This window comes from Corallococcus praedator, assembly GCF_003612125.1.
In the GTDB taxonomy this organism is placed as follows: Bacteria; Myxococcota; Myxococcia; order Myxococcales; family Myxococcaceae; genus Corallococcus; species Corallococcus praedator.
In genome coordinates, this window is the sequence record NZ_RAWI01000037.1 from 1 (window position 1) to 25,360 (window position 25,360).

Below are 25,360 nucleotides of genomic sequence, written 5' to 3' on the forward strand. Positions count from 1 at the left end.
ATTCCCGCCCGTGCCCACCCGCGCCTCCTCGCCCCCCGCGTCCGCACGGAGGGCAGCCAGGCAGGCACCGGATGTCCGCAAGGCGTCAGCAACACCGCCCCCGCGCCCACTGCACGCGCCCCAGGCCAATGGCCACCGTGCCCGACGCCGGAAGACTGGCTTGGCCCTGCGTGGGCGGCGGGTCGGGGAACAGGGGCATACCGTGACGACGAAGACGCTGCGCTTGCGGGTGGCGCGCATCACCCCCGTGGCCGAGGGCATCCGGTCCTATGAGCTGGTCTCCAGGGACGGCCGCGCACTGCCCGACTTCGAGGCCGGCGCCCACCTGGACGTCCAGGTGCCGACGTTGAACGGGATGCGGCAGTACTCCCTGTGCAACGACCCGGGCGAGACGCACCGCTACGTCATCGCCGTGCAGCGCGATGCGAACGGACGCGGCGGTTCGCGGGCCATGCACGACCACGTCCACGTGGGCGACACGCTCACCGTGAGCGAGCCCATCAACGACTTCCCCCTCCTCTACGCCCGCAGCTACGTGCTCATCGCGGGCGGCATCGGCATCACCCCGCTGCTGGCCATGGCGCGCCTGCTGGAGCGCACCGGCGCGGAGTGGGTGCTGCACTACTGCACGCGCGACGCGGGCCGGACCGCCTTCCGGGAGCTCCTGTCCTCGCCCTCCTTCGCCGGCCGCGTGCACCTGCACCACGACGGGGGCGACCCGGCGAAGGGCCTGGACGTGCGCACGCTGCTGAGCACGCGCGGTCCGGGCACGCGGCTGTACTGCTGCGGTCCGGCGGGCCTGATGAGGGCCGTGCGCGAGGCGGCCCTCCTGAACCGGTGGCCCTGGGAGAAGGTCCACTTCGAGGCCTTCACCGCCGCGGGCACCGCCGCCACCCACGCGACGCCGGAGGAGGACTTCGAGGTGGCCCTGCGCAGCACCGGCCAGGTCCTGCGCGTTCCGGCCGGCAAGAGCGTGCTCAACGTGCTGCGCACCCACGGGGTGAAGGTGGAGAGCGACTGCGAGGCCGGCTCCTGCGGCACCTGCGTCACCCGCGTGTGCGAGGGCACCCCCGAACACCGCGACACCTTCTTCCAGGCGGAGCCCGCGGGTGATGCCCGCATGCTCGTCTGCGTCTCTCGCGCACGTTCCAAGCGGCTGGTGCTGGACCTGTAGTAGGAGCGCGGGGTCGGGACGCGCTCGCTTCGGGCGCGTTCCTGGCGCCGCACGGGCGGCCTGGGGTCCAAGCCCCGCTCGCGCACGAGAGAGGCTGATGAGCGACGGGACGTTGTTCTCCATGGAGACCATTCCCACCGAGGCCCGGTATCAGGGCCGGCTGTGGGTGGCGGATCTGCTGGACCTCACAAGCTCCGCGCTCGTGGGCTGGGGCGCGGTGCGCGCGGCGGAGCAGCTGTCCACCCCGGGCGCGCTGGTGCTCGCGGGAGCCGTGGCGTGGTGCGTCCTGTCCGCCGTGGGCGGGCTGACGGGCCGCACCCCGGGCCGCCACTTCCTGGGCCTGAAGCTGGAGCGCGACGGGGGACGCACGCCGGGCCTGGGCACCGGGCTCCTGCGGGGCCTCACCGCGCCGGTGGAGCTGCTGCTCCAGGTGGTGCTGCAACAGCGGCCGCTGGACGCGCGGCTGGGTGTGCACGCGGTCGTGATTCCGGGCGGGGCTCGCGGCTGGTTCCGGGCCCTCCTGCCCCAGCTCCTCGGGGTGGCGCTGCTCGCCGGCGCGGTGTGGAGCATCCTCACGCCCACGCGCCAGGAGATGCTCCAGTACCTGGACCGCACGCTGACCGGCTGGCACTGCTGCCACGGCACGCGCGACGTGACGTGGCAGTGCCGCACGTCCATGTCCCGCGCGGTGCGCAACGCGAAGGCAGGCGACGCGGAGGTGGCGGGCTTCCTGCGCGCGGAGTGCCCCGTGGGCGCCGCGCGACTGGGGCCTTGAGCGGGGGCGTGGCGGAGCGCGCCCACGCCATGACGCGCTACTGCTTGCGCAGCGGGAACTCCCCTTCGCCTTCCTTGCAGATGATCCGCACCGTGCGCTCGGGCACCATGGGCGCGCTGGCCTGCACCGTGAAATAGGGCGCGACCGTCTTCACCTCGTGCTTCGCATATTCCGCGAGCGACGCCATGAACGCCTGCTGCCGCCGGGCCAGGACGATCTTGCACTTCGTCCAGGGGATGGTGTCCTCGTTGATGATGGTGAGGGTCCGGTTGACGTTGAAGCCCAGCAGACCGTCCGTCGTCGCGGAGCCCAGCAGCTTGCGAGGCTCCGCGGGCGGCTCCTCGCGCACCGGCTCCGCGACGGGCGCGGGGGCCACGGGCGTGGACGGGCGCACGGGGAGCACCACGTAGCGCTCGCCCTTCGACGCGTCCGCGTCGTCATCCAACCGCACCGTGAGCTGATCCCGCTTGGGACGGATGTTCTCCACGCGGGCCATCCCCAGCAGCGGGTGCTTGTTGGAGCCTCGCGCCGCCGGTCCCACCACCTGCAATGACACACCCGCGATGAGCCCGGGCCACGCCTCCACGTTCACCACGCGCTGACCGCCCCGCGTCTCCTCGATGGGCGCCACCAGCGTGTTCACGGACACCATGCGAGGAGGCCGCCGCGTCTTCGACACCGACGCCACCTTCACGTCCGGACGCTTGTCGGGGACCTCCACCGGAGCAGGCACCCCGCCCGCGTCCGGCGCCCCGTTCTCCGCGACGACCGGCGCCTCGTCGGGCGGCGGCGCCACGTCCGGGGGCGGCGTCACCACCGGCGGCTCGGGCGCGGCCACCACCGGCTCCGTCGGGGTGACGGGCGCGGGCGGCACGACGGCCGGGGACGCCGTGTTCGTGTGAATCACATACGTGGTGAGGCCCACCGTGGCGCCCACCAGCAGCAACGCCGCCACGGCGATCTGCGCCAGCGGCCGGCGACGCTCGGGCTTCTCCAACGCCTGTCCGTGAGCGCCTTCCACCGGCGCCGGGGCCCGCGGGTCCGACACCCGGTGCACTGCGGTGGCGCCCAGCGCGGACGCGTCCAGCGCCTCATCGCTCCGGGCCACCCCGCCCGAACCCGGGCCCCGGCTGGGAGCGCCCGACACGAACGTGCCCGAGGGCCCCCGCGCCAGCTCCGGTTCGATGCGCCCGGTGTCCCGCCGCACGGGCGCGTCGCCGGGCGTCCGCACCGCCGTGGCCTGGAAGGCCGCGCCCGACTCCGGACCTTCTCCAGGCGCCCCATACAGGCCGGTGCCGGAGGAGCCGGAGCCGGAGCGCGCGACGGGCGGCGGCGTGCGGCGCTCCCCCGCGACGTTGGAGGCCAGCTTGCGCTGCTCGGCGAACGCCTCCGGGCACAGGGCGCGCACGAACTCGCCCACTTCCTCCGCGCCCATCGCCGCCCCGGTGCGCAAGAGCTCCGCGTTGAGCGCGCGACCGAAGTCGTCCGCCCGCAGGTAGCGCTCCGCCGGCACGGGCGCGAGCGCCCGCCGCAACACCGCCTCCAGCGACGGGTCCACGTCCGGCCGGAGGTCCGCCAGCGGCGGCACCACCGGATTCGACATGGCCGCCATCATCTCACCCACGGTCCCGTGGGGAACCAGCCCACGGCCCGCCAGCATCTCCCACACCACCACCGCACAGGAGTAGATGTCGCTGCGGTGGTCCAGGGGCTCGGCGCGCACCTGCTCCGGGGACATGTAGCCCAGCTTCCCCATCACCGTGGCCGGCAGCGTGTACTTGCTGCGCGCGGTGGACTTCGCGAGGCCGAAGTCGATGACCTTCACCTCGCCCTCGTACGACACCATCACGTTGTGCGGGGACACGTCCCGGTGGACGATGCCCAGCGGGTCTCCGTCCGGGCCCGTCTTGCGGTGGGCGTACCCCAGCCCTTCCGCCATGCGCTGCCCGATGTAGAGCGCCACCGGCACCGGCACCGCCCGCCCCTGCACCCGCGCCTGCTCCAGCAGGTACCCCAGGTCCACGCCCGCCACGTACTCCAGGGCCATGTAGTAGGTGCCGTCCGCCTCGCCCATGTCGTACACCTGGGCGATGGAGGAGTGCACCAGGTGCACCAGCACCTTGGCCTCGTGGTGGAACCGGTCCAGGAACTGCCGGTCCTTCACCAGCGCCGGCAGGATGGTCTTCACGATGCAGGGCTTCTCGAAGCCCGCCGCCCCGGTCAGCTTCGCCAGGTACACCTCTCCCATGCCGCCCTGGCCCAGGAGATGGACGAGCTCGTAGCGCCCGAAAAACCGAGGGGACTCTGGGGGTGCGGTGCTCATGGCTTCGATGTGGGAGCGCAGCACGGACTCCCCCATGGAATCAAGCCGCGCCCCCCGCTTCGCCCCTTCTTCTCAAACCCCAGACACCGCGCGCCAGCAAAAGAGAAAGTCCCGGAGCAAACGGAAAACCCGACGGCGTGTTCCTCCTGACAACAGGCGGGGTGTGAACCCGAGCACGTCCGGGGCCCCGTGCCCCGCGGAACGTTGCGACTCCACCCCTGGATGCGTTCCCTGAAGTGCGGACCGCTTCCTTCCTCCGGGAGGGTGGCGGGCACCTTTCGGCCCCCCGGCCGGAGGGAGGCCTCTTGCGAGGTCGTCGTCCTGGAAGGAGTCGCGTCATGAAGCGATGGGGATTCGTCGGGTTGCTGGCGCTGATGGCATGTGGGCCGGAGTCCTCCACACGTCCTCTGTCGCGGGGACAGACCTGCCCGGGTGTCGTCGCCGGAGAGGTGACGACCCGCCAGGGCCTGGACTCGCCGCTGCCTTCCCGGGTGCAGGGCGACGGACGCCAGTCGGTCCTCATCCGCTTCCGCCGGGGCGGTCAGACGCAGGCCTCGCGCGTCACCGCGACCGGCGCCGAGCTGACGCGTGCCACGGGCGCGAAGGTGAGCGCCGTCTATCGCAACATCCCTGCGGTGGCCGCGCGCGTGAACGCCCTGGAACGCTTCATGCTGGAGCACAGCCCGCTGGTGGAGAGCATCGAGGAGGATCAACGCTGGTCCTCCCAGGGCCTGCCGCCCGCGCTGACGCAGCCGGTGGGGGCCTCCACCCTGGGCGCCTCGCCGTCCGACGAGTACTCCGAGGGGCTGCGCCTGGTGCAGGGGCCGGCGGTGTGGGACGCGAACGGGGACGGCGTGCTGGACCCGGGCGCTCCCACCGGCGAGGGCGTGAAGGTGTGCGTCATCGACAGCGGGCTGGACGTGGAGCACCCGGAGTTCCAGGGCGCCGTGGTGGCAAGCCACGACTTCCTGGAGGGCGACGATGATCCAACGGACAAGAGCGAAAAGGGCGAGTGGGGCCAGGGCCACGGCACGCACGTGGCGGGCATCATCGGCGCGCGGCTGGGACAGGGCGGCGTCACCGGCCCCCGGCTCAACGCGGGCGGCATGGTGGGCGTGGCCCCCGGCGCCTCGCTGCTCATCGCGCGCGTGTTGGATCCGCAGGGCTCCACGCAGATGAGCGTGGTGTTCTCCGCGCTGGAGTGGTGCGAGTCCCAGGGCGCGCGCGTCCTGTCGCTGTCGCTGGGCGGAGGCTCGCCCACGCGCAACTCGGTGGAGGCGTTCAAGGCGGCGCTGGACCACGGGATGCTGGTGGTGGCGGCCGCGGGCAACCAGGGCGGCCCGGTGCTGTACCCGGCGTCGGACCCGTCCGTGCTGGCGGTGGGCGCGGTGGACGCGAACGAGCGGCGCGCGAACTTCTCCAGCATGGGCAACGCCCTGGGCCTGATGGCGCCCGGCGTGGACGTGCTGTCCACCTTCCCCCGGGGCCTGGGCACCTTCGCGGAGATGTCCGTGAACGACCTGGTCCCCATGTCGCGCTCGCTGCTGTACTCACCCACCGGCGACGCGCTGGGGCGGCTGGTGGACTGCGGCCTGGGGGATTCCCTGGACGCGTGCCAGGACGCCACCTGTGACGGTTTCGTGGCCTACGTGCACCCGGGCGCGGTGCCCGTGGACCAGGCCATGTCCAACGTGATGATGCAGGGCGCGCGCGCGGTCATCTTCGGCAACGAGGACGCGCCCGCCGGCGGCGCCGCGGACATCCTCTCCCTGCCCCGCCGTGGCCACTGGGCGCCCGCCGTCAGCGTCAACCAGGCCACCGGCACCGTGCTGCGTCAGCGCCTGGGCACCTTCGCGCGGCTGAGCCTGGTCCCGGTGGACTACACCTACGTCTCCGGCACCTCCATGGCCGCGCCCTTCGTGAGCGGCGTGGCGGCGCTCCTCTGGAGCGCCCATCCCACGCTCACGCCGCTACAAGTCCGCGAAGCGATGGAGGCCTCCGCGCGCGACCTGGGCACGCCCGGCAGGGACCCCGCGTTCGGCCACGGTCTGGTGCATGCGCATGACGCCTTGCAGCGACTCCAGTGATGCCTGTTTTCTCATCCGCTGGGAGCAGGCCGGACAGTGTTGATGAGCGGAAATCCCAACGCGGAAACGCAATCGCGAATGCGCTTCCGCGTGGAATGAAGGCGCCGCGCGATTGTACGTGGCGCGCGCGAATGGCTTGCCTGGACGGCGGCCTGCCTGCGCGAAAACCCTTTCATTCTTGAATTGAGGATATCCATGTTGCGAATTGCTGTTGCCGCCTTCGTCCTTGCCGTGACCGGTTGCGCCTCCACGTCGAGTGGCGCGGCGGCTGGAGGGCGCGGGGGCAACGCCACGGTCACCGGCAGCATCACGTACCCGGAGAGCGGGCTGCAGGGAGACCCGTGCTCGTCGGTGAACGTGAAGGTGACCGAGGGAAACTCCGCCGCGCTGGGTTCGGGCGAGGTGAAGCAGAGCCGCAAGAACACCTGCAGCTACACCGTGGCGAGCCTGCCGGACGGCGCGGACCTGAAGGTGGAGCTGGTGGTGGACCCGGCCCTGAAGTGCGCCAGCGGCGCGGCGCCCACGGCCAGCCCGGAGCCCACGACGGTGAACGTCGCCCGCTTCGGGGCGAAGGTCCTCAGCTACAAGCTCTCCTGCGGGTAGCCTCCGCGCGCTGAAGGCCGGAGCATGAAGGACGGGGACGCGCCAGGGTGGGCGTCCCCGGTTTCGCGAGAATGGCAGGAGAGCCTGCGAGTGGGTTCTTCCGGGGACCATTGATTGCTGAACACAAGGGCGCGAAGCTTCGCCCGCCCATGTCCCTGTTCCGTCTGCGTACCGCCGTGCTCGCCCTGGTCCTTCTGGGGACGGGTTGCGAATCCGAAGCCCCCTTTCCCACCGAGGACGAGCTCGAGCAGTTGAGCATCCTGCACACGCCGAGCGTGAAGCCGGAGGTGGACCCCACGAACAAGTTTGGGGACAACGCTTCCGCGGCGGCGCTGGGCCACCGGCTCTTCGAGGACAAGGGGCTGTCGCGCTGCGGGACGGTGTCCTGCCGCGACTGCCACCAGGGGGACAGCTACACGGTGGAGACGGCCACGGCGGAGGGCTGCGGAGGCCAGCGCACGGAGCGCAATCCGCCCAGCCTGCTGAACACGGGCTACAACCGCTGGTTCATGTGGGACGGCCGGGCGGACCGGCTCTGGTCCCAGGCGGTGCTGCCGCTGACGAACCCGGTGGAGATGGACTCGGACGCTGTCGTGGTTCGCGCGCGGCTGGTGGCGGACCCCGCGTACGTGTCCGCGTACACGCAGCTGTTCGGCACGGCGCCCGCGGACGAGTCGGACGGGGACCGGCTGATGGCCAACGTGGGCAAGGTGCTGGCGGCGTACCAGCGCACGCTCAACCGGACGGATTCCCCCTTCGACGCGGACGTGCGGCGCTTCCTCGCGGCGGTGGAGGCGGGCACGCAGGAGAAGGACCCGGCGTACCTGGGGCTGAAGACCTTCGTGCGCAAGGGCCAGTGCGTGGTGTGCCACAAGGGCCGCATGCTGACGGACGACAAGTTCCACAACCTGGGCCTGAAGGACGCGGGCGCCGGGAAGCGCGGCCAGGCGGACGCGGTGGACTCGCTGCTGTCCTGGAAGTTCAACGCCGCGGGCCTCTTCAGCGACGCGCCCACGGGCCTGGACGCGGCGCGGCTGCCCACGCTGCGCGCGCAGGCGCAAGGCAAGCCGGACGAGGTGGTGGGCGCCTTCCGCACGCCGACGCTGCGCAACGTGGCGATGAGCGCGCCGTACATGCACACCGGCGCGGAGAAGACGCTGGAGGAGGTCGTCGACTTCTACAACGAGGGCGGCGACCCGGACGGCACGTTCCCCGGCGTGCGCACGGTGACCATCGTCAAGCTGGACCTGAGCAGCGAGGAGAAGCAGGCGCTGGTGACGCTGCTCAAGTCCATGACGGGCGCGCCGCGCTGACTTCAGCGCACCAGGTGGAAGGTCGTCTGACGCTGGAAGGCCCAGTGCACGGCGCCTTCCGCGTCCAGCACCACGTCCTCCTCCTGGGCGGAGCGCACGGGCTGGCCGTTCCACTCCGGGACGGGGCTCGTCGCCTGCAGCTCGATGGAGAACCAGGAGGACGGCATCACGCGGTGTTCGCCGTTGCCGGGCACGCCCTCCTGCCGGTCCCACATGCCAATCATCGGGCCGGCGCCATGGCCGTGCAGGCCAATGGGGTGTGAGTACACGGTCCCGTCGATGCCCTCCGCCTTCATGCGCGCGAGCGAGGCGCGCAGCACCTCGTTGCCGGTGCGGCCCGGTTTGATTTCCCCGGTGACGATGTCCTGGAGCCGGTTGGACGCCTTCAGCGCGGCCTTCAGGCCCTCGGGGACGTCCGTCTCGCCTTCGCGCAGCACGTAGCCCATGTGCTGGGTGTCGGTGTTGAGGCGCAGCGCGGTGATGCCGTAGTCGCAGTGGAGCACGTCGCCGCGCTGGATGACGGGGCTGTCGCCCAGCTGCTCCTCGGTGGCGCCCTTGCGCTGCACGTCCACGTCCGGCTGGAACCAGGTGTCCAGGCCCTGGTCGGCCAGGCGCTGACGCATCCACCACTCCACGTCCTTCGTGGTGGTGACGCCGGGGGTGATGACCGCGTTGGAGAAGGCGGTCTGGATGATGTTCCAGGCGTGCTTCGTGAGGTCCTCGTAGAAACGGACCTCGTCGGCGCTGCGCCAGCCGAGCACGTCCAGGGGCAGGCCGCCCGCGGGCTTGAAGCGCTTCACCCAGGCGGGGCCCAGGGCCTGGGCCATGCCTTCGTATTCGCCATGGGTGAGGCCGTCGGCGAAGGCGATGGCGGGGGACACGTCGATGGCGATGGACTGCGGCTTGCGCTCCTCCACCACCTGCTTGAGCAGGGGCCACTGTTCGGGGCCCAGGAGTTCGGCGGGGCGCTGGGCGCCGCCCCGGTCCACCAGCTGGGGCGCGCGCCGGGCCTCGTAGAGACCGCCCTGCGTGCTGCCGCCCAGGGCCAGCCGCTCCACGCCCTTGTCACCGCCCCGGTCGAAGAAGACGTAGATGGTGCGGCGGCGGGCGGCGAAGGTGGTGGGGGCCACGAGCGCCTTGAAGACGGGGTCCTCGTTGTACTCGCGCATGGGGACGATCCACATCTGCACGCCGTGCTTGCGCATGAGCTGGGGCAGCGCGATCTCCAGGCGTTCGCGAAGCCAGGCCTGCTGGCGGTCCGCCTGTTCGCGCAGCGTGCCGAAGGGGCGCTCCGGCGCGGCGGGCGCGGGCGCGACGGCCACGGGCGCGGCGGCGGGGGCCGGGGCTTCGGTCTTCGCGGTCGGGACGGGCGCGGTGGCGCAGGCGGTGGAACAGACAAGCGGGACGACGAGCAGGTGTTTCCAGGAGCGCATGGGCGCGCAGTCTGTCACGCACGTCCGCGCGGTGCGAAGAAAGACAGACGCCCGCCGGGTCCCGGGTTGCCGGTCAGCCGTGAAAACCAGACACGCTGTGCTGGCTTCACGCTGAATCCGTGGAGCCTGGGGGTGTGGCGCGAGGGCTGACCTTGCGCAGTTCGTGGAAGTGCTCGCGGAAGAAGCGCGCGGCGTTGAGCAGGGCATCCACGGGGCCGACACCGACCATGCTGACGGTCAGGGGCACCGCGTGACCGATGAGCACGGGGCAGTACCAGTCCCCATTGGCGTCCTGGGGAATGGGCACGGGCCTGCCCAGCGTGACGCGCGAGACGTGCGGGCGTCCGTGGTCGTCCTCGAAGGACCAGTAGTCGTCGGCCACCGGGTCATCGATGGACGTGTGCCGTGGAGGTCCGGAAGTCATGGATGGCAGCGTGCTCGCCTTGACGCGAATCTGTCCATTGCCCACTGGATTCAACTGTCATGGGCCCTGCTCGATGCCAGGAAGCGCGCCCGCCACGCACGGGCCGCAGTCGAGCGTTCCGCCACAGCCGTCCGTCGTCACACCGCAAGCCGGCCCCCGGGATTCACACGTCATGGGGACACAGGTGGCCGGGACGTACTCCTCGCTCGTGGCGAGCGTGCCCAGTTCGTTCACGCCGCCCACCACCAGCACCGTGCCCCGTCGCAGCCACAGCGCGCCCGCCTCGCCTCGCGGCTCATGCAGCGTAGGCGCCTGCGTCCACGTGCCGCGCACCGGGTCGAACCGCTCCGCCGACGCGAGCGTGCCGCGCGTGGAGTGCTCGCCGCCCACCACCAGCACCGCGCCCTCCCCCGTCACCAGCGCCGCGTGGTGCTCACGCGGCACCGAGGGCGACTCCACCAGCTCCCACGCGTTGCGCTCCGGCACGTACACCTCCGCCGTCTGCGCCGCGCGCGACGTGGTGCCTCCCACCACCAGCACGCGCCCATCCGGCAGCAGCGTCACGGTGTGCCCCAGCCGGTGCGTGCCCGCCGCGCCGCCTACCACGCCCGCCTTCTCCCAGTGGCCCGTCGCCGGGTCGTACAACTCCGCCTGCAACCCGCTCACGAAGAGCACCCGGCCGGAGCGCAGCACCACCGCCGTCCCCTCGCCTCCCCGCACGAAGCCCGGGGCCTCCACCGGTCGCCACGTCCCCGCCGCCGGGTCGTACAGCTCCGCCGAGCGCACCGGCCGCAGGTCCACGTCCGTGCCGCCCGCAACCAGCACCTGCCCGTCCGGCAACACCACCGCCGCCGGGTCGTTGCGCGCCTCGCCCATGGGCGCCACCGCCGTCCACGTCCCCGTGTCCGGCGCGTACACCTCCGCGCTCGCCAGCGCCCCCACCGTCACTCCCTGGGAGCCGCCCACCGCCAGCACCCGCCCATCCAGCAGCCGCACCGCCGCATGGTTGCGCCGCGCCGTGCGCAGCGCCCCCGTGGGCCGCCACCGTCCGGTGTCCGGGTCGAAGACCTCGCTGGAGCCCAGCGTGCGGTGCCCGTCGTGTCCCCCCGCCGCCAGCACCCGCCCGTCCTCCAGCGCGACGTAGGGCAGGAGCCGGCGCGGCGTGGACAACACGCCCGGCACCGGCGCCTCCACGGCTCCCGCATCCGCTCGCGGCGCGGGCCCGCACGAGAACATCACTCCCAACCACAGCATCGTGACGCAAGATGTCGAAAGCCGTCGCATGACCCCACCCGGACGTCTGACCGAGGGGGTGTGTCTATCGCACCGGTCTGACACTCCACGGCCGTGGGGCCCAATGATTCCGGGCCCTTGCCCTGCCCTCCGGGTTGGAAACACCCCTGGCGGCCGGGCGTCAGGGAAGCGCTCCGAACTCAGTGCCGCATGGGACCCACGGGGTCGTTCGCGGGCTCCGCGTCCATCCCCTCGCTGTTTCGGGGCGGCAGGGCCCCGCCGTCGTCATCCTCTTCCAGCGCGAGCTGCGGATGGTCCGCGGGCTTGAGCAGGATTTCGTCCTCGCGCACGGCCTCCACGTCGCTGTACTCGATGAGGTAGTCGCGCCGGGGAATGGGCACCAGGCCCTGTTCCAGTTCGAAGTGGGTGTCGCCCACGCCCGCCACCCGGCCCAGCTTCTGTCCATCGGCGGCGAGCACCGCCATGCCCTCTCGCACGTCGCCTGCGTGAATCATCGTGTCGCTCCTCGCGCCTGGGGTCCTCACCAAGAGTGGGGTCGCTCCCGCCGCCGTGCGCATCAAGGCAGGCAGCCCGGGGAGCCCCCGGGCAACCTTCCTCCACGCCAGGGGAACGGCCCGCGCACTCCCGGACGCGGTGCCCAACGTTCACGAGAAGGAGGTCGCCCCCGATGCTGCTGGAACTGTCGAACGACGAGTCACGCGTGCTGCAGGAGACCCTGGATGCGGCCCTCGGCGCCCTGCGGGAGGAGCGGACGCGGACGGAGGCGCGCGAACTCCAGGACGCCCTGGGCCGCCGCTACGCCCTGCTCCAATCCCTCCAGCGCCGCCTGGAGCCGCTGGTGGACAGCGAGGAGGTCTACGCCTGACCCACGCGCCTCACACCGCGCGCCCCGTCTTCCCGTCGAACCGGCGCAGATAACGCGCATCGTGGCGCAGCCACACCGGGTCCCCGCTCGCGGCGCGGAAGTCTCCGGGCGCCCGCGCCACCAGCCGCTCGCCGCCTGTCTCCACCGTCACCCAGACCTCCGCGCCCATGGGCTCCACCAGGTACACGCGCCCCTCGCGCGCATCCGCGGGGCGCTCGCCCTGGCCCACCTGGAGGTGCTCTGGCCTGAGGCCCAGCACCGCGTCCTCCGGGGGCAGCCCCAGCGTGTCCGGCTTCACCAGGTTGATGCGCGGCGAGCCGAAGAAGCCCGCCACGAACAGGTTCGCCGGGGCGTCGTACAGCTCGCGCGGCGGGGCCACCTGCTGCACCTCGCCCTGGCTCATCACCACCACGCGGTCCGACAGCGTCATCGCCTCCGCCTGGTCGTGCGTGACGTAGATGAACGTCGCCTGGAGCTGCTCGTGCAGCTTCTTGATCTCCCCCCGCATCTGCGTGCGCAGCGCCGCGTCCAGGTTGGACAGGGGCTCGTCGAACAGGAACACCTTCGGCCTTCGCACCAACGCGCGCCCCAGCGCCACCCGCTGCCGCTGCCCGCCCGACAGCTCCTTCGGCCGGCGCGCCAGCAGCGCCTCCAACCCCAGCACCCCGGACACCTCGCGCACCCGCGCGTCGATGTCCTTCGCCTCCATCCCCGCCACCTTCAGCGGGAACGCCAGGTTCCCCGCCACGTCCAGGTGCGGGTAGAGCGCGTAGCTCTGGAACACCATCGCGATGTCGCGCTCGCGCGGCGACAGGTCGTTCACCACCTGCCCGTCGATGCGAAGCGTGCCGCCGGACAACTCCTCCAGCCCCGCGATGAGGTTCAACGTCGTGGACTTGCCGCACCCGGACGGGCCCACCAGCGACACGAACTCGCCGTCCGCGATGTCCAGGCTCACGCCCTTCACCGCCGCCACCCCGCCCCGGTACACCTTGCGCACGTCCTGCAGGGACACCGTCGCCACCCGCGCCACCTCCACCTGAAGAAGGACCGCCGCGCCACCCTCACGCGCGGTCCGAAGAGGCGACCAGCATCGCCGCTCCCACCCGGCCGACAAGCCCGTCCCCACCGGCGCGTACGGCCGCGGACATCCCGCCCCGAAGGAAAGCGTTACTTCCAGGGTCAGCGGTTTGTTCCAGGCTCATTCCGTCTCTAGGATTCCCGCCCCAGGCGTCTGCCTCTGGAGGCCCCGCCATGCCGTTCATCTTCCGAGGCAACGACGTCACCGCCCTCCTGGACAACCCGCTCACGGCGGCCAACAGCCTGTTCAGCATCCTCGAGCAGGAGGAACCCGCGTTGGTGGCGGACCTGAGCGCCCTGTGGAAGACGCATGTCCGGGGAACGCCCCTGGTGGCGGGCACGGCCTGGCGGCCCGCGCTGGGCGCCTTCGCGAAGATCTCCTCCTTCTGGGACAACACGTACAGCGACCAGCGCCTGGCGGGCCTGCTGTACGGGCCGAACGCCGCCGCGGCGACGCAGGCGGTGACGGGCGCGGCCTCCGCGAACCAGTTCCTGCGCGAGTTCGAGGCCGCGCGCGACGAGGCCTTCTTCTACGTCTTCTTCCAGCTCAGCTCCGTCAACGAGCTGGCGGGCGTGTCGTTCCTGGCGACCTACTACCACCACGACATTTCCGCGCTGTTCGTCCAGCGCCCCCACAGCTTCGTGAGGGAAGTGGTGTCGCGCCGGGTCATCGAGACGGCGCAGATCATGCTGCGCATCCTCTACGGCAACATGAGCATGGGCTGGGGCAGCTTCTACAGCACGCGCACCCTGTCGACGACGCTGCTGCTCGCCAAGATGCACCACCACGCGCTGGCCACCTACCGGACGCCCGGCACGGGCCGGCGCTGCTACAACCAGAGCTCCGTCGCCTTCACGCTGCTGACGTTCTCCTACGTCGTCGCGCAGGCCTGGGTGGACAAGGGCTTCGCGTACAACGAGCAGCGCTGAGACCTGTTCTTCCAGAACGGCGAATGCCGGGGCGGGCTGCCCACCCCGCATCCCACGAACCTGCAGCGCCGGCGCATCGACATGCGCCTGCTCAATGGCTACAACGTCGAGCCCGAGGCGAACCTCATCCAGTGGATCCCCGCCTTCATCGTCACGCAGCTGCGCAACGCGCCCCGGTGGGTGCGCTACTGGACGGGACGCTGAAGACTCAGCGCTCCACCGTCACGCCCTTCCAGAAGGCCACGTGGTCCCGGATGTTGGCCGCCTTCGCCTTCGGCTCCGGATAGAACCAGGCGGCGTCGGCGTTCGTCTTTCCGTCCACCTCCACGGAGTAGTAGCTGGCCTCGCCCTTCCAGGGGCAATGCGTGTGCGTGGCGCTGGGTTTGAAGTGTTCCCGGTTCAGGCTGTCGGGCGGGAAGTAGACATTGCCCTCCACCTCTTCAAAGCGGTCACTCTTCGCGAGCACGACGCCATTCCATTTCGCGACTGGCATTGAACAAGCCCTCCTGGTTTTTTCTCGGGTAACCGCGCTTCAGCCGGTGTGCGCGGCATTCGTGGAGGCGTGCTCGGTGAGGAAGGGAGCGAGTTCAGCATTCACCAGCGCCGGCTCCTCCACCGAGGAGGAGTGCCCACCGCGCGACAGGCGCACCAGCTTCGAGCCCGGGATGAGGGAGTGGATGCGCTCCGACTTCACAGGCACCGTGGCGCGGTCCTCCTCGCCCACGATGACCAGCGTGGGCGTGCGGATGCGCGGCAGCTCCTCCGCGACGCCCTGGCGCTTCATGACGCCGTTGACGGCGCGCCAGATGTCGCGGCGGTTCTGGCGCAGGCGTGCGCGCCACAGCGCCCGCTCCGCCTCGCGGCCCGGGTCGGTGAGGAACGACGTGCCGAACATGATGCGCATCACCGGCGCCGTCACGGGCGCCACGCCCAGGTAGCGGACCACCAGGTTGAGCGCGGTGTAGCGGGGAATGTTCGCGGTGGGCTCAGGGTCGGCGGAGGTCTCCAGCAGCACCAGCGAGCGCACCAGGTCCGGCCGGCGCGCGGCCAGCCGCATGCCGACAAAGCCGCCCATGGACAGGCCCACGAAGTGGACCGGCCCCACGCCCAGCGACTCGATGAGCGCCACCGCGTCCGCGTACACCGTCTCCATGTCGATGACGGCGTCGGGCGGCACCTCGCTCTGGCCCTGCCCCCGGTGGTCGTAGGAGATGCACCGGAAGCGGCCGCGCAGCGCCTCCACCTGTGGGTCGAACAGGCGCGTGCTCCACAGGAGGCCGTGGCTGAACAGCACCACGTCCCCGGTACCGCCGGTGTCCTCGAAGTACAGCCGGGTTCCATTCACGGACCGCATGGGCATGGGACGGACCTCCTGCTGGGTAAGGGGGACGGCGCCTGACCGCTGTCACCCTAGTCCAGGGCTCCCTGGGTGCGCAGCACTCCCTGGGAGTACGGTGTCCACTGGAGGAGACGGGCTGCCCGGGCTCGCTCGGAGCGCCGCTTGTGCCGCCCGACGGTCCGGAGGAGCATGGGCGCACCTCCGGATGCGCACTTCTCGCCCTGTCCTCGTCGCCCTCGCGGTGGTCGCCGTCCTCGCCGTGGGCCTGTTCTTCGCCCTGCGCCCGGCCGCGACCTCCGCGCCTTCGGCTCCCGTCACCCGGGCCTCCACGCCTCCTGCCGTGCTGGACGCGGGGAGCCCTGCCGCGCCCGTGCCGGTGAAGACGGCGGAGGCCGCCGCGAAGCCGCCGAACCGCTTCGTGGGCTCCGAGGTGTGCGCGGACTGCCACGAGGAGCAGCACACCGGCTGGAAGCACGACTGGCACGCGCGGGCGCTGTCGCCGGCGACGAAGCAGTACGTGGTGGGCTCGTTCACGGGCGCGGGCACGCACTTCAAGGGCGAATCCAGCGAGGCGTGGATGCGCCGCGACGGCGGCAAGTACCTGATGCGCACGAAGGGCGCGGACGGGAACCTGGGCGAGTGGCCGGTGCAGTGGCTGGTGGGCGGCAAGCGGATGCAGGACCCCATCACGCTGCTGCCGGACGGACGCTGGCAGGTGCTGCCGGTGTACTTCCACGTGACGGGCAAGGGCGAGTGGGTGGACTACTCGGAGAAGAAGCAGGGCGCGCTGGCGCCGGACCACCCGTTCTTCTGGGCGAACTTCCGTCGCAGCGCGCAGCACGCGTGTCTGGACTGTCACGTGACGGGCCTGGACGCGAGGTACGACCGGGAGAAGCACCAGTGGACGACGACGTTCGCGGACGCGGGCGTCGCGTGTGAGTCCTGCCACGGGCCGGGCGGGCGGCACGCGGAGTCGCAGGCGCCAGCGGACATCGTCCAGCCTGCGAAGCTGGGCGCGGCGGAGGGCTTCGCGGTGTGCGCGCAGTGCCACGGGCCCCGGCGCACGCTGTTCCCGATGCTGGACGCGGCGCACCGCTTCCAGCCCGGCCAGCGCTACGACGCGAACTACCAGCCCATGGTGTTGCTGGTGGGCAACGAGCGCTCCGGCGACTTCTTCAGCGACGGGCGCCCCAGCACCTCCAGCTTCGAGTATCAGGCGCTCATCCAGTCGAAGTGCCACCTGCAGGGTGGGGCCACGTGCCTGACGTGCCACACGGCGCCGCATGATCCGCACGCGCCCAATGAAGTGAAGCCGCTGACGAAGGCGGCGCCCGCGCGCACGTCCGCGAACGCGGCGACGTGCCAGGGCTGTCACGCGGAGGTGGTGGCGCAGGGGGACAAGCACACGCACCACAAGGCCGCGGCGGCGCAGGACTGCATCGCGTGTCACATGCCGCCGGTGGTGTCGGGCGTGTTGGACCACTTCGCGGACCACGCGCTGGACGTGCCGGTGCCCCAGAACACGGCGCGCCACGACGTGCCCAACGCGTGCAATGCCTGCCACACGAAGGAGACGCCGGACGCGATGGGGCAGGCGTTGACGAAGTGGTGGCCCCAGGCGGCGCAGCGCCAGCAGCGGCGGTTGCGGCTGGCGGACGCGTTCGATGAGAAGACGGCGGCGCAGAGCCGGGGTCCGCTGGAGGCGGTGCTGGCGGACACGGCGGAGGCGGGCACGCTCCGGGGCGCGGCGGCGAAGTTCCTCGCGCGAAGGTTCAAGCGCGAAGCGGTGCCGGCGCTGCGGGCGACGCTGAAGGGCACGACGGACAGCACGTTGCGCTCGGACCTCATCGACGCGCTGGGCAGCGTGAACGCGCGTGAGGCGACGGAGGACCTGGTGCCGCTCTTGAAGGACGGCTCGCTGTGGGTGCGGCAGGGCGCGGCGCTGACGCTGGCGTCGTTCGGGGACGCGCGCGCGATGCCGGCGCTGGAGGCCCTGGCGAACCAGCCGGAGACGAGCGGGCTGGTGCAGCCGCACGTGATGCTCGGGCAGTTGGCGATGCGCAAGCGGGACGTCGTCACGGCGACGCGCGAGTTCGAGCGGGCGTTGGATTTGCAGCCCTACAACGCGGACGTGCTGGTGCGGCTGGCGGACCTGTACATGGTGCAGGGCAACGTGGCGAAGGGCCGCGAGCGGCTGGAAGAGGCGCTCCGGTTCGACCCGCAGAGCCGGTCGGCGAAGCAGCGTTTGAGCATGATGCCGGCGCCGTGAGGAGGGGATGGCTTCCGGGATGGCTGTGTTTGATTCCGGGAGCCGGTCATTCGAGCCGCCGGATGGCTCCGTTCCCCTGCCGTTCATCCTCGAATCCAGCCAGGATGCGGGCACCTGATTTCACTCGGGAGGGCATCGTGACGGACAAACTGGGTCAGCTTCTGGAGGAGGTCACGGACGAGGCGTCCTTCCTCCGCTTCGTCCTCGCCCTGAAAGATGACTACGAAGCGGACCGCGCGGAGGCAGCACGGCTTCCTCCCGCGCCGTACTCACCGGGACCTCTCGGCTGGGAGAACGGCACCATCGGAAGCTTTCTCGAAGCGGGCGCGGACTGGGCAGAGGCGACAAGCCAACAGGCTCCCCACAAGAACCCCTGGCACCGATGCGCGAGCATCCTGTTCGCCGGCAAGTCCTACGAGTAACAGGCCAGGGCCACACCCCCTTCAAGCATCCCCATTAGCCGGCGCCGTGAGCGCTCAGTGCTGGATGGCGAGGATGCGTCGTCCCTTCACATCCACGGCGTAGGTCGCCCCCATGTCCATGAGGGGCCCCTGCTTCTCGCAGAGTTGGGGCTTCAGGGTGATCTGCACGAACGTCACGCCCTCCGGACCGGGCGCGGCGGTGACGTCATAGGACTCACGCTGGTAGAGGCACTGCTCTTCCTCCGTGGCCCCTTTGTGTGGCTTCAGGTCCAGGGGACGGAAGTCATCCAGGGCCAGCTGCATGGCGGTCACCGTCCCGCCCTCGAGCGTCCGCGCGTCCTCGGGAAGGTCGAGCGGGAACTGGACGCGAGCGGCTTCCTCCGGCGGGGCATGAGCTGGCCGCGAATCCCGGTGGAAGAGCGCGCACGCCGACAGCAGCAGGCACACGGGAAGGAGCAGTCCGGACTTCATCAAGGCTCCACGCCAGCCGGTCGCTGGATTTTGAATGGGCATGGGGTGGTTTCTATTCCTCGACCGAGGTCATCAGACCGACGGCCTTGTGCTCTGGCTTCACGATACCAATGAGCGCCCAGCTCTTCCCACGCCGCTCATAGACTTCTCCCGGCCGGGCCTCTCCGATGTGGGGCACGAGCTTCATCACCCTGCACTTCGTGTCGAACTGAAGCCGGATGGAGTACCGCTGACGCGCCTCGGTCCGGTCCGGCCTGGACATGCGCGAATCAGCCCACGGATGACTGTGGTAGTCCGCGTGGATGTTCGCCTCTCCACGCGAATCCCGGACGAGGTTCGGCTGCCTGCAGCTCTTCTCCTTCTCGGGAATCGCCTTCAACAAAGGCCCCAGCGGTGACGGCATGCTCGCTGAATAAGAGCCGTCTCCCACGGAGTAGAGGACCCGGATCCTTTCAACGACCAGGTCTCCCGCGCCTGCGCCGCCGTGAGCATCCTCCTGGTCCTCTGTCATTGATTGTCATCCTGCCCCCAGGGGCAGGACCGACGTTCATCGCCCCCGCCGCCGGGCAATTCCATACGCGACTGTGTTGTCCATTGGAGCGCCACGGGGGCGCCCCCGTGGCGGGGGCATGGCTTCGCCCCTACCTGGGGAGCACCCTTTATGAACGCCCTCCCGTTCGCAGCCCTGCTGGCCCAGCTTGGAGCCTCCGGCGTGGTCTCCGCCCAGCCCGGCCCTGAACATCCCCAGGCCGTGGCCCAGGACACCGCGCCAGGACCTCGCGCCACGCCCACCCCGCAGCCCACCCAGGATCCGCAGGACGTGCCGGAGGTACCGCCACCCTTCGAGGCGAACGTGTCGGATCCGCTGCTCGCCCCGGCATCCACCGCGCCGCTGCAGCTCACCTCGTGGAACCAGGCGCTCACGCTCCTGCGCCAGCGCTCCACCGACCTGCAGGCCGCCCTGGGACAGATTGAAGTGGCCGCGGGCACATGGCGCATCGCGCTCGCGAACCTGCTGCCCAGCGTCACCGGCACCCTGGGCGCCCAGTACAACGTGCTCAACCCGAGCCTGGTCGCCATCGGCGGTGGCGCTGGCGGCGGCCTTGGCGGCGGCGTGGGCACCGGCGGCGGCATCACCCCCACGGAATTGCTGGGCGTGGGCACGATCGCCGCGTCCGTGCCGCTGGTGGACCTGGCCAGCCTCTACGCCCTGGGCAGCGCGAAGGAGAACCGGCGCACCGCCGCCCTGTCGCTCGCGGAGACGCGCCGGCAGCTCACCCGCGGCCTCGCACAGGCGCTCGTCTCCGTGTCCTCCACGGAGCGGCTGGCGGAGGTCAACCGCGTCAACCTGCGCACCGCGCTGGAGCGGCTGGCCCTCGCGCAGCGCCGCTTCGAGCTGGGCGCCGGCACCCGCCTGGACGTCGTGCGCGTGGAGCAGGACGCGCAGGCCGCCCGCCGCAACGTGGTGACGGGCGACGAGGACCTGCGCCAGGCGCGCGAGTCCCTGGGGCTCGCGCTGGGCACCCCTTCCGCCGTGGGCCTGGCCAAGGGGCTGGAGCTGAACACCCTGCTCCAGGGCGCCAGCCAGACCTGCCACCCGCTGCAGTCGCTGGAGCGCCGCGCGGACATCGCCGCGGCCCGCTCCCGGCTGGTGGTGGCCGAGCGCGCCATTGGCGAGGTGAAGCGCCAGTACGCGCCCACGCTGGACCTCACCAGCAACACCACCGCGCTCACCGTCAACCCGGGCTTCGCGGAGGTGCCCATCTGGAACATCGGCGCAAGCCTCGTGCTGCCCTTCTGGGACGGCGGCGCGCGCGAGGGTCGGCTGCGCCAGACGCGCGGCCAGTTGGAGCAGGCCCGCGCGGACGTCGTCGCGCGCGAGCGCAACGTCGTCGTGGAGGTCACCCAGGCGAAGCGCGCCGTGCAGGTGAGCCAGGAGACGCGCGCCCTGGCGGACCGCGAGCTGAACCTCGCGAAGGAGAATGACCGGCTCTCCCGCCGCGCCTTCGAGGTGGGCACCGGAACGAGCCTCGAGCTGGTGGACGCGGCCGGGGCCCTGCGACAGGCGGAGCTGGCGCTCGTGATTCGAGACTTCCAACTGCGCCAGGCGCAGGTGGACGCATTCTTGTCGGAGGCAGCATGCGAGTGGTGAGGGGTGATTGGGGCGCATGGGGACTCGTGCTCGCGCTTGCGGGCGGCTGCAGCGGCGGAAAGGAAGGGGGGCAGGGCGGGCCCGGTGGCGGCCCCCAGGGTGGCCAGCAGGGACAGGGCGGCGGCAAGCCCATGCCCGTGCAGGTGCTCCAGGTCCAGCCCGGCCCGGTGCGCGACACCCGCGAGTACGTGGGCACGCTCATCTCCCGGCGCAGCATCACCGTCTTCCCGCAGGTGGCCGGCTACGTGCAATCCATCGCCGTGCACCCCGGGGACACGGTGCGCTCCGGCCAGGTGCTGCTCGTCGTGGACCCCCGTCAGGAACGGGCGACCCTGCGCGCCACCCAGGCGCAGAAGGCCTCCGCGGTCGCCAGCCGCGAGTTCGCGCGCAAGACGCGGGAGCGCAGCGCGCAACTGCTCAAGGAAGGCCTCGTGAGCCGCCAGGACTACGAGCAGGCCGTGGCCCAGGCGGAGCAGGCCGTGGCCCAGGCCCGCGCCGCGGAGGCACAGATTCAGAACCAGCAGGTGCAGTTGGGCTTCTTCAGCGTGAGCGCCCCCTTTGACGGCATCGTGGGCGACATCCCGGTGAAGCTGGGCGACTACGTGTCCTCTGAGACGGCGCTCACCATCGTGGACCAGAGCCGGGCGCTGGAGCTGTCCGTGCAGGTGCCGGTGGATCAGGCCAGCCGCGTGAAGCTGGGACAGACGCCCCTGGAGGTGCTGGACGACGACGGCAAGCCCGTGGTCCGCGCGCCCGCGTTCTTCGTCGCCACCACGCCCAACCCGGCCACGCAGCTGGTGGAGGTGAAGGCCGCCTTCGTCAACACCGTGGGCCTGAGGGCCGGCCAGCTGGTGCGCGCGCAGCTCGTCTACGACGTGCGCGAGGCCCTGAAGATGCCCACCACCGCGGTGACCCGGCAGGGCAGCCAGTCCTTCGCCATGGTGGTGGGACAGAGCGACGGCGGCACCGTGGCGAAGCGCCAGCCGGTGACGCTGGGGCTGGTGGAGGGCAACGACTACGAGGTGCTCAAGGGCCTGGACGCGGGCACGCAGGTGGTGATCAGCGGCGTGCAGCAACTGCGCGACGGCATGCCCATCACGGCGAAGCCCGCGCAGCAGGGCCAAACGGAAGGCATGCCCGACACCTCCGCGCCAGGCACGGGCGGCGGCGCGGACGCGGGCCGCTAGGGACTGCCATGAACTTCTCCGAGTTCTTCATCAAACGCCCGGTCTTCGCGAGCGTGCTGTCCATCCTCATCACGCTCGTGGGCGCCATCTCCATCCCCAACCTCCCCATCGAGCAGTACCCGGAGCTGGCCCTGCCCCAGGTGCAGGTGACGGCCACGTACACCGGCGCGTCCGCGGAGACGGTGGAGAGCGCCGTCACCACGGTGCTGGAGCGCCAGCTCAACGGCATGGAGGGCATGCGCTACATGTCCTCCACCAGCACCAACGACGGCCAGAGCACCATCATCGCCACCTTCGACCCGTCGCGCGACGTGGACCTGGCGGCGGTGGACGTGCAGAACCGCGTCGCCACCGCCACGCCGCAGCTGCCCCAGCAGGTCAACGCGCTGGGCGTCACCGTGCGCAAGGCGCAGACGCAGTTGCTCGTCTCCTTTGGCGTCTACGACCAGCAGAAGCGCTACGACACGGAGTTCGTCAGCAACTACGCGGACGTCTTCATCCGCGACGCGCTGTTGCGCGTGAAGGGCGTGGGCGACGTGCGCATCTTCGGCGAGCGCCGCTTCGCCATGCGCCTGTGGTTGGATCCCACGGAGCTGGCCCGGCGCGGCCTCACCGCCCAGGACGTGCTGGACGCCCTCCAGGAACAGAACGTCCAGGTGGGCGCGGGCAAGGTGGGCCAGGCGCCCTCCTCCAAGGACCAAGCGTACCAGCTGTCGCTCCAGGTGAAGGGGCAGTTGACGTCCGCCAGCGAGTTCGGCGCCATCGTCATCCAGCGCGGGGCGGAAGGCGCGCTCGTGCGCATCCGCGACGTGGGCCGCGTGGAGCTGGGCGCGGAGAGCTACCAGCAGTTGTTGCGCTTCAACGGCCAGGACGCGGTGGGTCTGGGCATCACCCAGCTTCCGGGCTCCAACGCGCTGGAGGTGCGCGAGGGCGTGGAGAAGGAATTGAAGCGGCTGTCCGCGACCTTCCCGCCCGGCCTCACCTACAAGGTGGCGTTCGACACCACGCTGGCGGTGAGCGCCTCCATCAAGGAGGTGCTCCACGCGCTGGGCGAGGCCATCCTCCTGGTCATCCTCGTCATCTTCATCTTCCTGCACGGCTGGCGCAGCGTGCTGGTCGCGGTGACGACGCTGCCGGTGTCGCTCGTCGGCACGTTCATGTTCGTCAACGCGTTCGGCTTCTCGCTCAACACGCTGACCCTCTTCGGCCTGACGCTGGCCACGGGCCTCGTGGTGGACGACGCCATCGTCGTCATCGAGAACGTCGAGCGCGTGATGGAGCACGAAAAGGTGGACGCGAAGGAGGCCACCACCCGGGGCATGCAGCAGGTGTCCGGCGTCGTGGTGGCCACCGCGCTGGTGCTCTCCGCGGTGTTCATCCCGGTGTCCTTCTTCCCCGGCACCACGGGCGCCATCTACCGGCAGTTCGCGCTCACCATCGCGTTCTCCATCAGCCTCTCCGCGCTCGTCGCCCTCACCCTGTCCCCCGCGCTGTGCGCGCGCCTCTTGCGCAGCAACGAGGGCAAGAAGTTCGTCCTCGCGCGCAAGTTCGATGACGGCCTGGATTCCCTGCGGCGCGGCTACGGGAAGCTCTTGGGCTTCATGCTGGGCAGGGCGAAGTGGTTCGTCGTCGCCGCGTTCGTCGTGTTCCTGGTCGCCACGGGGCTGCTCTATCGGGCCACGCCGTCCGGCTTCATCCCGGACGAGGACCAGGGCTACCTCATCATCGCGGTGCAGGGCCCGGAGGGCACGTCGCTGGAGTACACGCGCCAGGTGCTCCTCCAGGTGGAGGAGATCATCCGCGAGCAGCCGGAGGTGACGGACATCTTCACCGTGGGCGGCTTCTCGCTCCTGGGCACGGGCGCCAACTACGGCTCGCTGTTCATCAACCTCAAGCCCTGGGAGGAGCGCGAGAAGAAGGAGGAGAGCGTGGCCGGGATGGTGGAGCGCCTGCGCGGTCCGCTGGGCCAGGTGGGCGGCGCGCGCGTGCTGCCCCTGCAACCGCCCGCCATCCGCGGCGTGGGCAGCGTGGGCGGCTTCGAGTTCGTGCTGGAGGACCAGCAGGGCGGCCGCTCCCTGGAGGAGCTGGCGCAGGCGACGCAGGCGTTGGTGGGCACGGCGGCGCGGGAGCCGCGCCTGAGAGGCGTGTTCTCCGCGTTCACGGCGGGCTCGCCGCAGCTCAACATCGACGTGGACCGCGAGAAGGCCAAGGCGATGGGCGTGCCCCTGTCCTCGCTGTTCTCCACGCTCCAGGTGTACCTGGGCAGCCAGTACGTGAACGACTTCACCTTCGCCAACCGCGTCTACCGCGTGTTCGTGCAGGCCGCGACGCCCTTCCGCGACAACCCGAAGGACATCGGCAGCTTCTACGTCCGCGCGGAAGGGGGCGGCATGGTGCCCCTGGAGAACCTGGTGAAGCTGACGCCCGTGGCCACCGCGCAGAACATCACCCACTACAACCTCTTCCGCTCCGCGAACATCAACGGCCAGGGCACCCCCGGCGTCAGCACCGGGCAGGCGCTCCAGGCCATGGAGGACGTGGCGAAGCAGGCGCTGCCCACGGGCTTCACCTACGAATGGACGGGCCTGTCCGCGGAACAGAAGAGCGCGGGCAACACCGTGCTCGTCATCTTCGCGCTGGGCATCGTGTTCGTCTTCCTGGTGCTGGCCGCGCAGTACGAAAGCTTCGCCCTGCCCTTCGTCGTCATGCTCGCGGTGCCCGTGGCCATGATGGGCGCGCTCCTGCTTCAGGGCGCGCGTGGACTGGTGAACGACGTGTTCTGCCAGGTGGGACTGGTGATGCTGGTGGGCCTTGCGTCCAAGAACGCCATCCTCATCGTGGAGTTCGGAGAACAACTGCGCGCGCAGGGACAGGGCGTCGTGGAGTCCGCCATCAACGCGGCGGAGACGCGCCTGCGGCCCATCCTGATGACGTCCTTCGCCTTCCTCTTCGGCGTGGTGCCCCTGATGCTGGCCAGCGGCGCGGGCGCCTCGGCGCGCAAGTCGCTGGGCACCACCGTCTTCGGCGGGATGCTCTTCTCCACCTTCGTGAACCTCATCTTCATCCCCGTGCTCTACGCACTGGTGGAGGGCGCGCGCACCAAGGTCCTGAAACACCGCAAGCCCGGTAACTCCACGGGGGGCCCCCCGAAAAACCCGCCGCCGTCCATCCCTCCTGGGAGGGATCCACACCGGCCGCAGCCCGCGTAGAAGATCGCGGATACCGACCCGCACAGCGGGCAGGCACTCCGCTGCGCTAT

General features: G+C 70.9%; 23 protein-coding genes. 13 read left to right on the forward strand and 10 right to left on the reverse strand.

The annotated features are described in order from the left end of the window. Nucleotides 1–202: 202 nt before the first annotated feature. Together D7Y13_RS07335 and D7Y13_RS07340 are read left to right on the forward strand one after the other, a co-directional pair. The gene (locus D7Y13_RS07335) at nt 203–1,174 is read left to right on the forward strand and encodes a PDR/VanB family oxidoreductase (protein WP_120532595.1); all 972 of its coding nucleotides are present in this window, start codon (nt 203–205) and stop codon (nt 1,172–1,174) included. A 97-nt stretch (nt 1,175–1,271) separates the two neighbouring features. Continuing rightward, a complete protein-coding gene (locus D7Y13_RS07340; protein WP_120583357.1) occupies nt 1,272–1,949 on the forward strand; it encodes an RDD family protein in 678 nt (225 codons plus the stop codon). Nucleotides 1,950–1,986: 37 nt separating this feature from the next. Here the strand turns inward: D7Y13_RS07340 and D7Y13_RS07345 are convergent, their stop codons facing one another. Next, on the reverse strand, nt 1,987–4,272 hold the full coding sequence (locus D7Y13_RS07345) for a serine/threonine protein kinase (RefSeq protein WP_120583359.1): 2,286 nt from the start codon (nt 4,270–4,272) through the stop codon (nt 1,987–1,989). A gap of 338 nt (nt 4,273–4,610) precedes the next feature. Between D7Y13_RS07345 and D7Y13_RS07350 the strand changes: the two genes are divergently transcribed. From D7Y13_RS07350 to D7Y13_RS07360, 3 genes are all read left to right on the forward strand, one after another. Continuing rightward, entirely contained in the window at nt 4,611–6,359 is a 1,749-nt protein-coding gene (locus tag D7Y13_RS07350; protein ID WP_120583356.1) for a S8 family serine peptidase, read from the forward strand. A 195-nt stretch (nt 6,360–6,554) separates the two neighbouring features. Further along, nucleotides 6,555–6,962: a hypothetical protein gene (locus D7Y13_RS07355; protein WP_120532598.1), complete on the forward strand. Its 408-nt coding sequence runs from the start codon at nt 6,555–6,557 to the stop codon at nt 6,960–6,962. Nucleotides 6,963–7,111: 149 nt separating this feature from the next. Further along, complete coding sequence (locus D7Y13_RS07360; protein WP_120583355.1) at nt 7,112–8,275, forward strand: cytochrome-c peroxidase; 1,164 nt, start codon at nt 7,112–7,114, stop codon at nt 8,273–8,275. A gap of 2 nt (nt 8,276–8,277) precedes the next feature. Here the strand turns inward: D7Y13_RS07360 and D7Y13_RS07365 are convergent, their stop codons facing one another. From D7Y13_RS07365 to D7Y13_RS07380, 4 genes are all read right to left on the reverse strand, one after another. Beyond that, on the reverse strand, nt 8,278–9,708 hold the full coding sequence (locus D7Y13_RS07365) for a M24 family metallopeptidase (protein WP_120583354.1): 1,431 nt from the start codon (nt 9,706–9,708) through the stop codon (nt 8,278–8,280). Nucleotides 9,709–9,814: 106 nt separating this feature from the next. Continuing rightward, nucleotides 9,815–10,132 carry a hypothetical protein gene (locus tag D7Y13_RS07370; protein WP_147444276.1) on the reverse strand — a complete coding sequence of 106 codons (318 nt, stop codon included), beginning with the start codon at nt 10,130–10,132 and terminating at the stop codon, nt 9,815–9,817. Nucleotides 10,133–10,189: 57 nt separating this feature from the next. Next, nucleotides 10,190–11,386, reverse strand: a complete 1,197-nt coding sequence (locus D7Y13_RS48620) for a Kelch repeat-containing protein (RefSeq protein WP_279637081.1) — start codon at nt 11,384–11,386, stop codon at nt 10,190–10,192. A gap of 179 nt (nt 11,387–11,565) precedes the next feature. After that, nucleotides 11,566–11,880, reverse strand: a complete 315-nt coding sequence (locus tag D7Y13_RS07380; protein WP_120532603.1) for a DUF2171 domain-containing protein — start codon at nt 11,878–11,880, stop codon at nt 11,566–11,568. A 173-nt stretch (nt 11,881–12,053) separates the two neighbouring features. On the opposite strand from D7Y13_RS07380, the gene D7Y13_RS07385 reads away from it, so the two are divergent. Further along, nucleotides 12,054–12,251 (forward strand): hypothetical protein, encoded by a 198-nt coding sequence (locus D7Y13_RS07385; protein ID WP_120532604.1) that lies wholly within the window; start codon nt 12,054–12,056, stop codon nt 12,249–12,251. Between the two features lie 10 nt (nt 12,252–12,261). Here D7Y13_RS07385 and D7Y13_RS07390 read toward each other — a convergent pair whose 3' ends face one another. Continuing rightward, a complete protein-coding gene (locus tag D7Y13_RS07390) occupies nt 12,262–13,275 on the reverse strand; it encodes an ABC transporter ATP-binding protein (protein ID WP_120583358.1) in 1,014 nt (337 codons plus the stop codon). Nucleotides 13,276–13,505: 230 nt separating this feature from the next. On the opposite strand from D7Y13_RS07390, the gene D7Y13_RS07395 reads away from it, so the two are divergent. Together D7Y13_RS07395 and D7Y13_RS48625 are read left to right on the forward strand one after the other, a co-directional pair. Further along, the gene (locus D7Y13_RS07395) at nt 13,506–14,261 is read left to right on the forward strand and encodes a hypothetical protein (RefSeq protein WP_120583351.1); all 756 of its coding nucleotides are present in this window, start codon (nt 13,506–13,508) and stop codon (nt 14,259–14,261) included. Nucleotides 14,262–14,342: 81 nt separating this feature from the next. After that, entirely contained in the window at nt 14,343–14,465 is a 123-nt protein-coding gene (locus D7Y13_RS48625) for a hypothetical protein (protein ID WP_255425906.1), read from the forward strand. 4 nt (nt 14,466–14,469) lie between these two features. On the opposite strand, the gene D7Y13_RS07400 is transcribed toward D7Y13_RS48625, so the two are convergent. Together D7Y13_RS07400 and D7Y13_RS07405 are read right to left on the reverse strand one after the other, a co-directional pair. Then, nucleotides 14,470–14,754 (reverse strand): DUF427 domain-containing protein, encoded by a 285-nt coding sequence (locus D7Y13_RS07400; RefSeq protein ID WP_120532606.1) that lies wholly within the window; start codon nt 14,752–14,754, stop codon nt 14,470–14,472. Nucleotides 14,755–14,793: 39 nt separating this feature from the next. Continuing rightward, nucleotides 14,794–15,621 (reverse strand): alpha/beta fold hydrolase, encoded by an 828-nt coding sequence (locus tag D7Y13_RS07405; protein WP_120532607.1) that lies wholly within the window; start codon nt 15,619–15,621, stop codon nt 14,794–14,796. 184 nt (nt 15,622–15,805) lie between these two features. On the opposite strand from D7Y13_RS07405, the gene D7Y13_RS07410 reads away from it, so the two are divergent. Further along, a complete protein-coding gene (locus D7Y13_RS07410; protein ID WP_120583350.1) occupies nt 15,806–17,869 on the forward strand; it encodes a HEAT repeat domain-containing protein in 2,064 nt (687 codons plus the stop codon). A gap of 137 nt (nt 17,870–18,006) precedes the next feature. Further along, complete coding sequence (locus tag D7Y13_RS07415; protein ID WP_199732750.1) at nt 18,007–18,291, forward strand: DUF7660 family protein; 285 nt, start codon at nt 18,007–18,009, stop codon at nt 18,289–18,291. A 54-nt stretch (nt 18,292–18,345) separates the two neighbouring features. On the opposite strand, the gene D7Y13_RS07420 is transcribed toward D7Y13_RS07415, so the two are convergent. Together D7Y13_RS07420 and D7Y13_RS07425 are read right to left on the reverse strand one after the other, a co-directional pair. Continuing rightward, nucleotides 18,346–18,762, reverse strand: coding sequence for a hypothetical protein (locus D7Y13_RS07420; protein WP_120532611.1), 417 nt, complete (start codon nt 18,760–18,762; stop codon nt 18,346–18,348). A 52-nt stretch (nt 18,763–18,814) separates the two neighbouring features. Further along, entirely contained in the window at nt 18,815–19,273 is a 459-nt protein-coding gene (locus D7Y13_RS07425; protein WP_120583348.1) for a hypothetical protein, read from the reverse strand. A 150-nt stretch (nt 19,274–19,423) separates the two neighbouring features. Here D7Y13_RS07425 and D7Y13_RS07430 point away from each other — a divergent pair, with 150 nt between their 5' ends. The 3 genes from D7Y13_RS07430 to D7Y13_RS07440 are packed head-to-tail and all read left to right on the forward strand — an operon-like array spanning nt 19,424 to nt 25,310. Continuing rightward, nucleotides 19,424–20,914 carry a TolC family protein gene (locus tag D7Y13_RS07430; protein WP_120583347.1) on the forward strand — a complete coding sequence of 497 codons (1,491 nt, stop codon included), beginning with the start codon at nt 19,424–19,426 and terminating at the stop codon, nt 20,912–20,914. Beyond that, nucleotides 20,902–22,101 carry an efflux RND transporter periplasmic adaptor subunit gene (locus tag D7Y13_RS07435; protein WP_120583346.1) on the forward strand — a complete coding sequence of 400 codons (1,200 nt, stop codon included), beginning with the start codon at nt 20,902–20,904 and terminating at the stop codon, nt 22,099–22,101. Before D7Y13_RS07430 ends, D7Y13_RS07435 begins: the two co-directional genes overlap by 13 nt. An 8-nt stretch (nt 22,102–22,109) precedes the next feature. Beyond that, nucleotides 22,110–25,310 carry an efflux RND transporter permease subunit gene (locus D7Y13_RS07440; RefSeq protein ID WP_120532615.1) on the forward strand — a complete coding sequence of 1,067 codons (3,201 nt, stop codon included), beginning with the start codon at nt 22,110–22,112 and terminating at the stop codon, nt 25,308–25,310. The last annotated feature ends 50 nt before the right edge of the window (nt 25,311–25,360 follow it).

Bases quoted from the DNA above. Each gene is read 5' to 3' on its own strand.
- D7Y13_RS07405 (WP_120532607.1), bottom strand. From the start codon at position 15,621: ATGCCCATGCGGTCCGTGAATGGAACCCGGCTGTACTTCGAGGACACC.
- D7Y13_RS48620 (WP_279637081.1), bottom strand. From the start codon at position 11,386: ATGCTGTGGTTGGGAGTGATGTTCTCGTGCGGGCCCGCGCCGCGAGCG.
- D7Y13_RS07370 (WP_147444276.1), bottom strand. From the start codon at position 10,132: ATGACTTCCGGACCTCCACGGCACACGTCCATCGATGACCCGGTGGCC.
- D7Y13_RS07430 (WP_120583347.1), top strand. From the start codon at position 19,424: ATGAACGCCCTCCCGTTCGCAGCCCTGCTGGCCCAGCTTGGAGCCTCC.
- D7Y13_RS07360 (WP_120583355.1), top strand. From the start codon at position 7,112: ATGTCCCTGTTCCGTCTGCGTACCGCCGTGCTCGCCCTGGTCCTTCTG.
- D7Y13_RS07365 (WP_120583354.1), bottom strand. From the start codon at position 9,708: ATGCGCTCCTGGAAACACCTGCTCGTCGTCCCGCTTGTCTGTTCCACC.
- D7Y13_RS07345 (WP_120583359.1), bottom strand. From the start codon at position 4,272: ATGAGCACCGCACCCCCAGAGTCCCCTCGGTTTTTCGGGCGCTACGAG.
- D7Y13_RS07420 (WP_120532611.1), bottom strand. From the start codon at position 18,762: ATGAAGTCCGGACTGCTCCTTCCCGTGTGCCTGCTGCTGTCGGCGTGC.
- D7Y13_RS07410 (WP_120583350.1), top strand. From the start codon at position 15,806: ATGCGCACTTCTCGCCCTGTCCTCGTCGCCCTCGCGGTGGTCGCCGTC.
- D7Y13_RS48625 (WP_255425906.1), top strand. From the start codon at position 14,343: ATGCGCCTGCTCAATGGCTACAACGTCGAGCCCGAGGCGAACCTCATC.
- D7Y13_RS07380 (WP_120532603.1), bottom strand. From the start codon at position 11,880: ATGATTCACGCAGGCGACGTGCGAGAGGGCATGGCGGTGCTCGCCGCC.
- D7Y13_RS07340 (WP_120583357.1), top strand. From the start codon at position 1,272: ATGAGCGACGGGACGTTGTTCTCCATGGAGACCATTCCCACCGAGGCC.
- D7Y13_RS07400 (WP_120532606.1), bottom strand. From the start codon at position 14,754: ATGCCAGTCGCGAAATGGAATGGCGTCGTGCTCGCGAAGAGTGACCGC.
- D7Y13_RS07395 (WP_120583351.1), top strand. From the start codon at position 13,506: ATGCCGTTCATCTTCCGAGGCAACGACGTCACCGCCCTCCTGGACAAC.
- D7Y13_RS07385 (WP_120532604.1), top strand. From the start codon at position 12,054: ATGCTGCTGGAACTGTCGAACGACGAGTCACGCGTGCTGCAGGAGACC.
- D7Y13_RS07350 (WP_120583356.1), top strand. From the start codon at position 4,611: ATGAAGCGATGGGGATTCGTCGGGTTGCTGGCGCTGATGGCATGTGGG.
- D7Y13_RS07440 (WP_120532615.1), top strand. From the start codon at position 22,110: ATGAACTTCTCCGAGTTCTTCATCAAACGCCCGGTCTTCGCGAGCGTG.
- D7Y13_RS07425 (WP_120583348.1), bottom strand. From the start codon at position 19,273: ATGACAGAGGACCAGGAGGATGCTCACGGCGGCGCAGGCGCGGGAGAC.
- D7Y13_RS07435 (WP_120583346.1), top strand. From the start codon at position 20,902: ATGCGAGTGGTGAGGGGTGATTGGGGCGCATGGGGACTCGTGCTCGCG.
- D7Y13_RS07355 (WP_120532598.1), top strand. From the start codon at position 6,555: ATGTTGCGAATTGCTGTTGCCGCCTTCGTCCTTGCCGTGACCGGTTGC.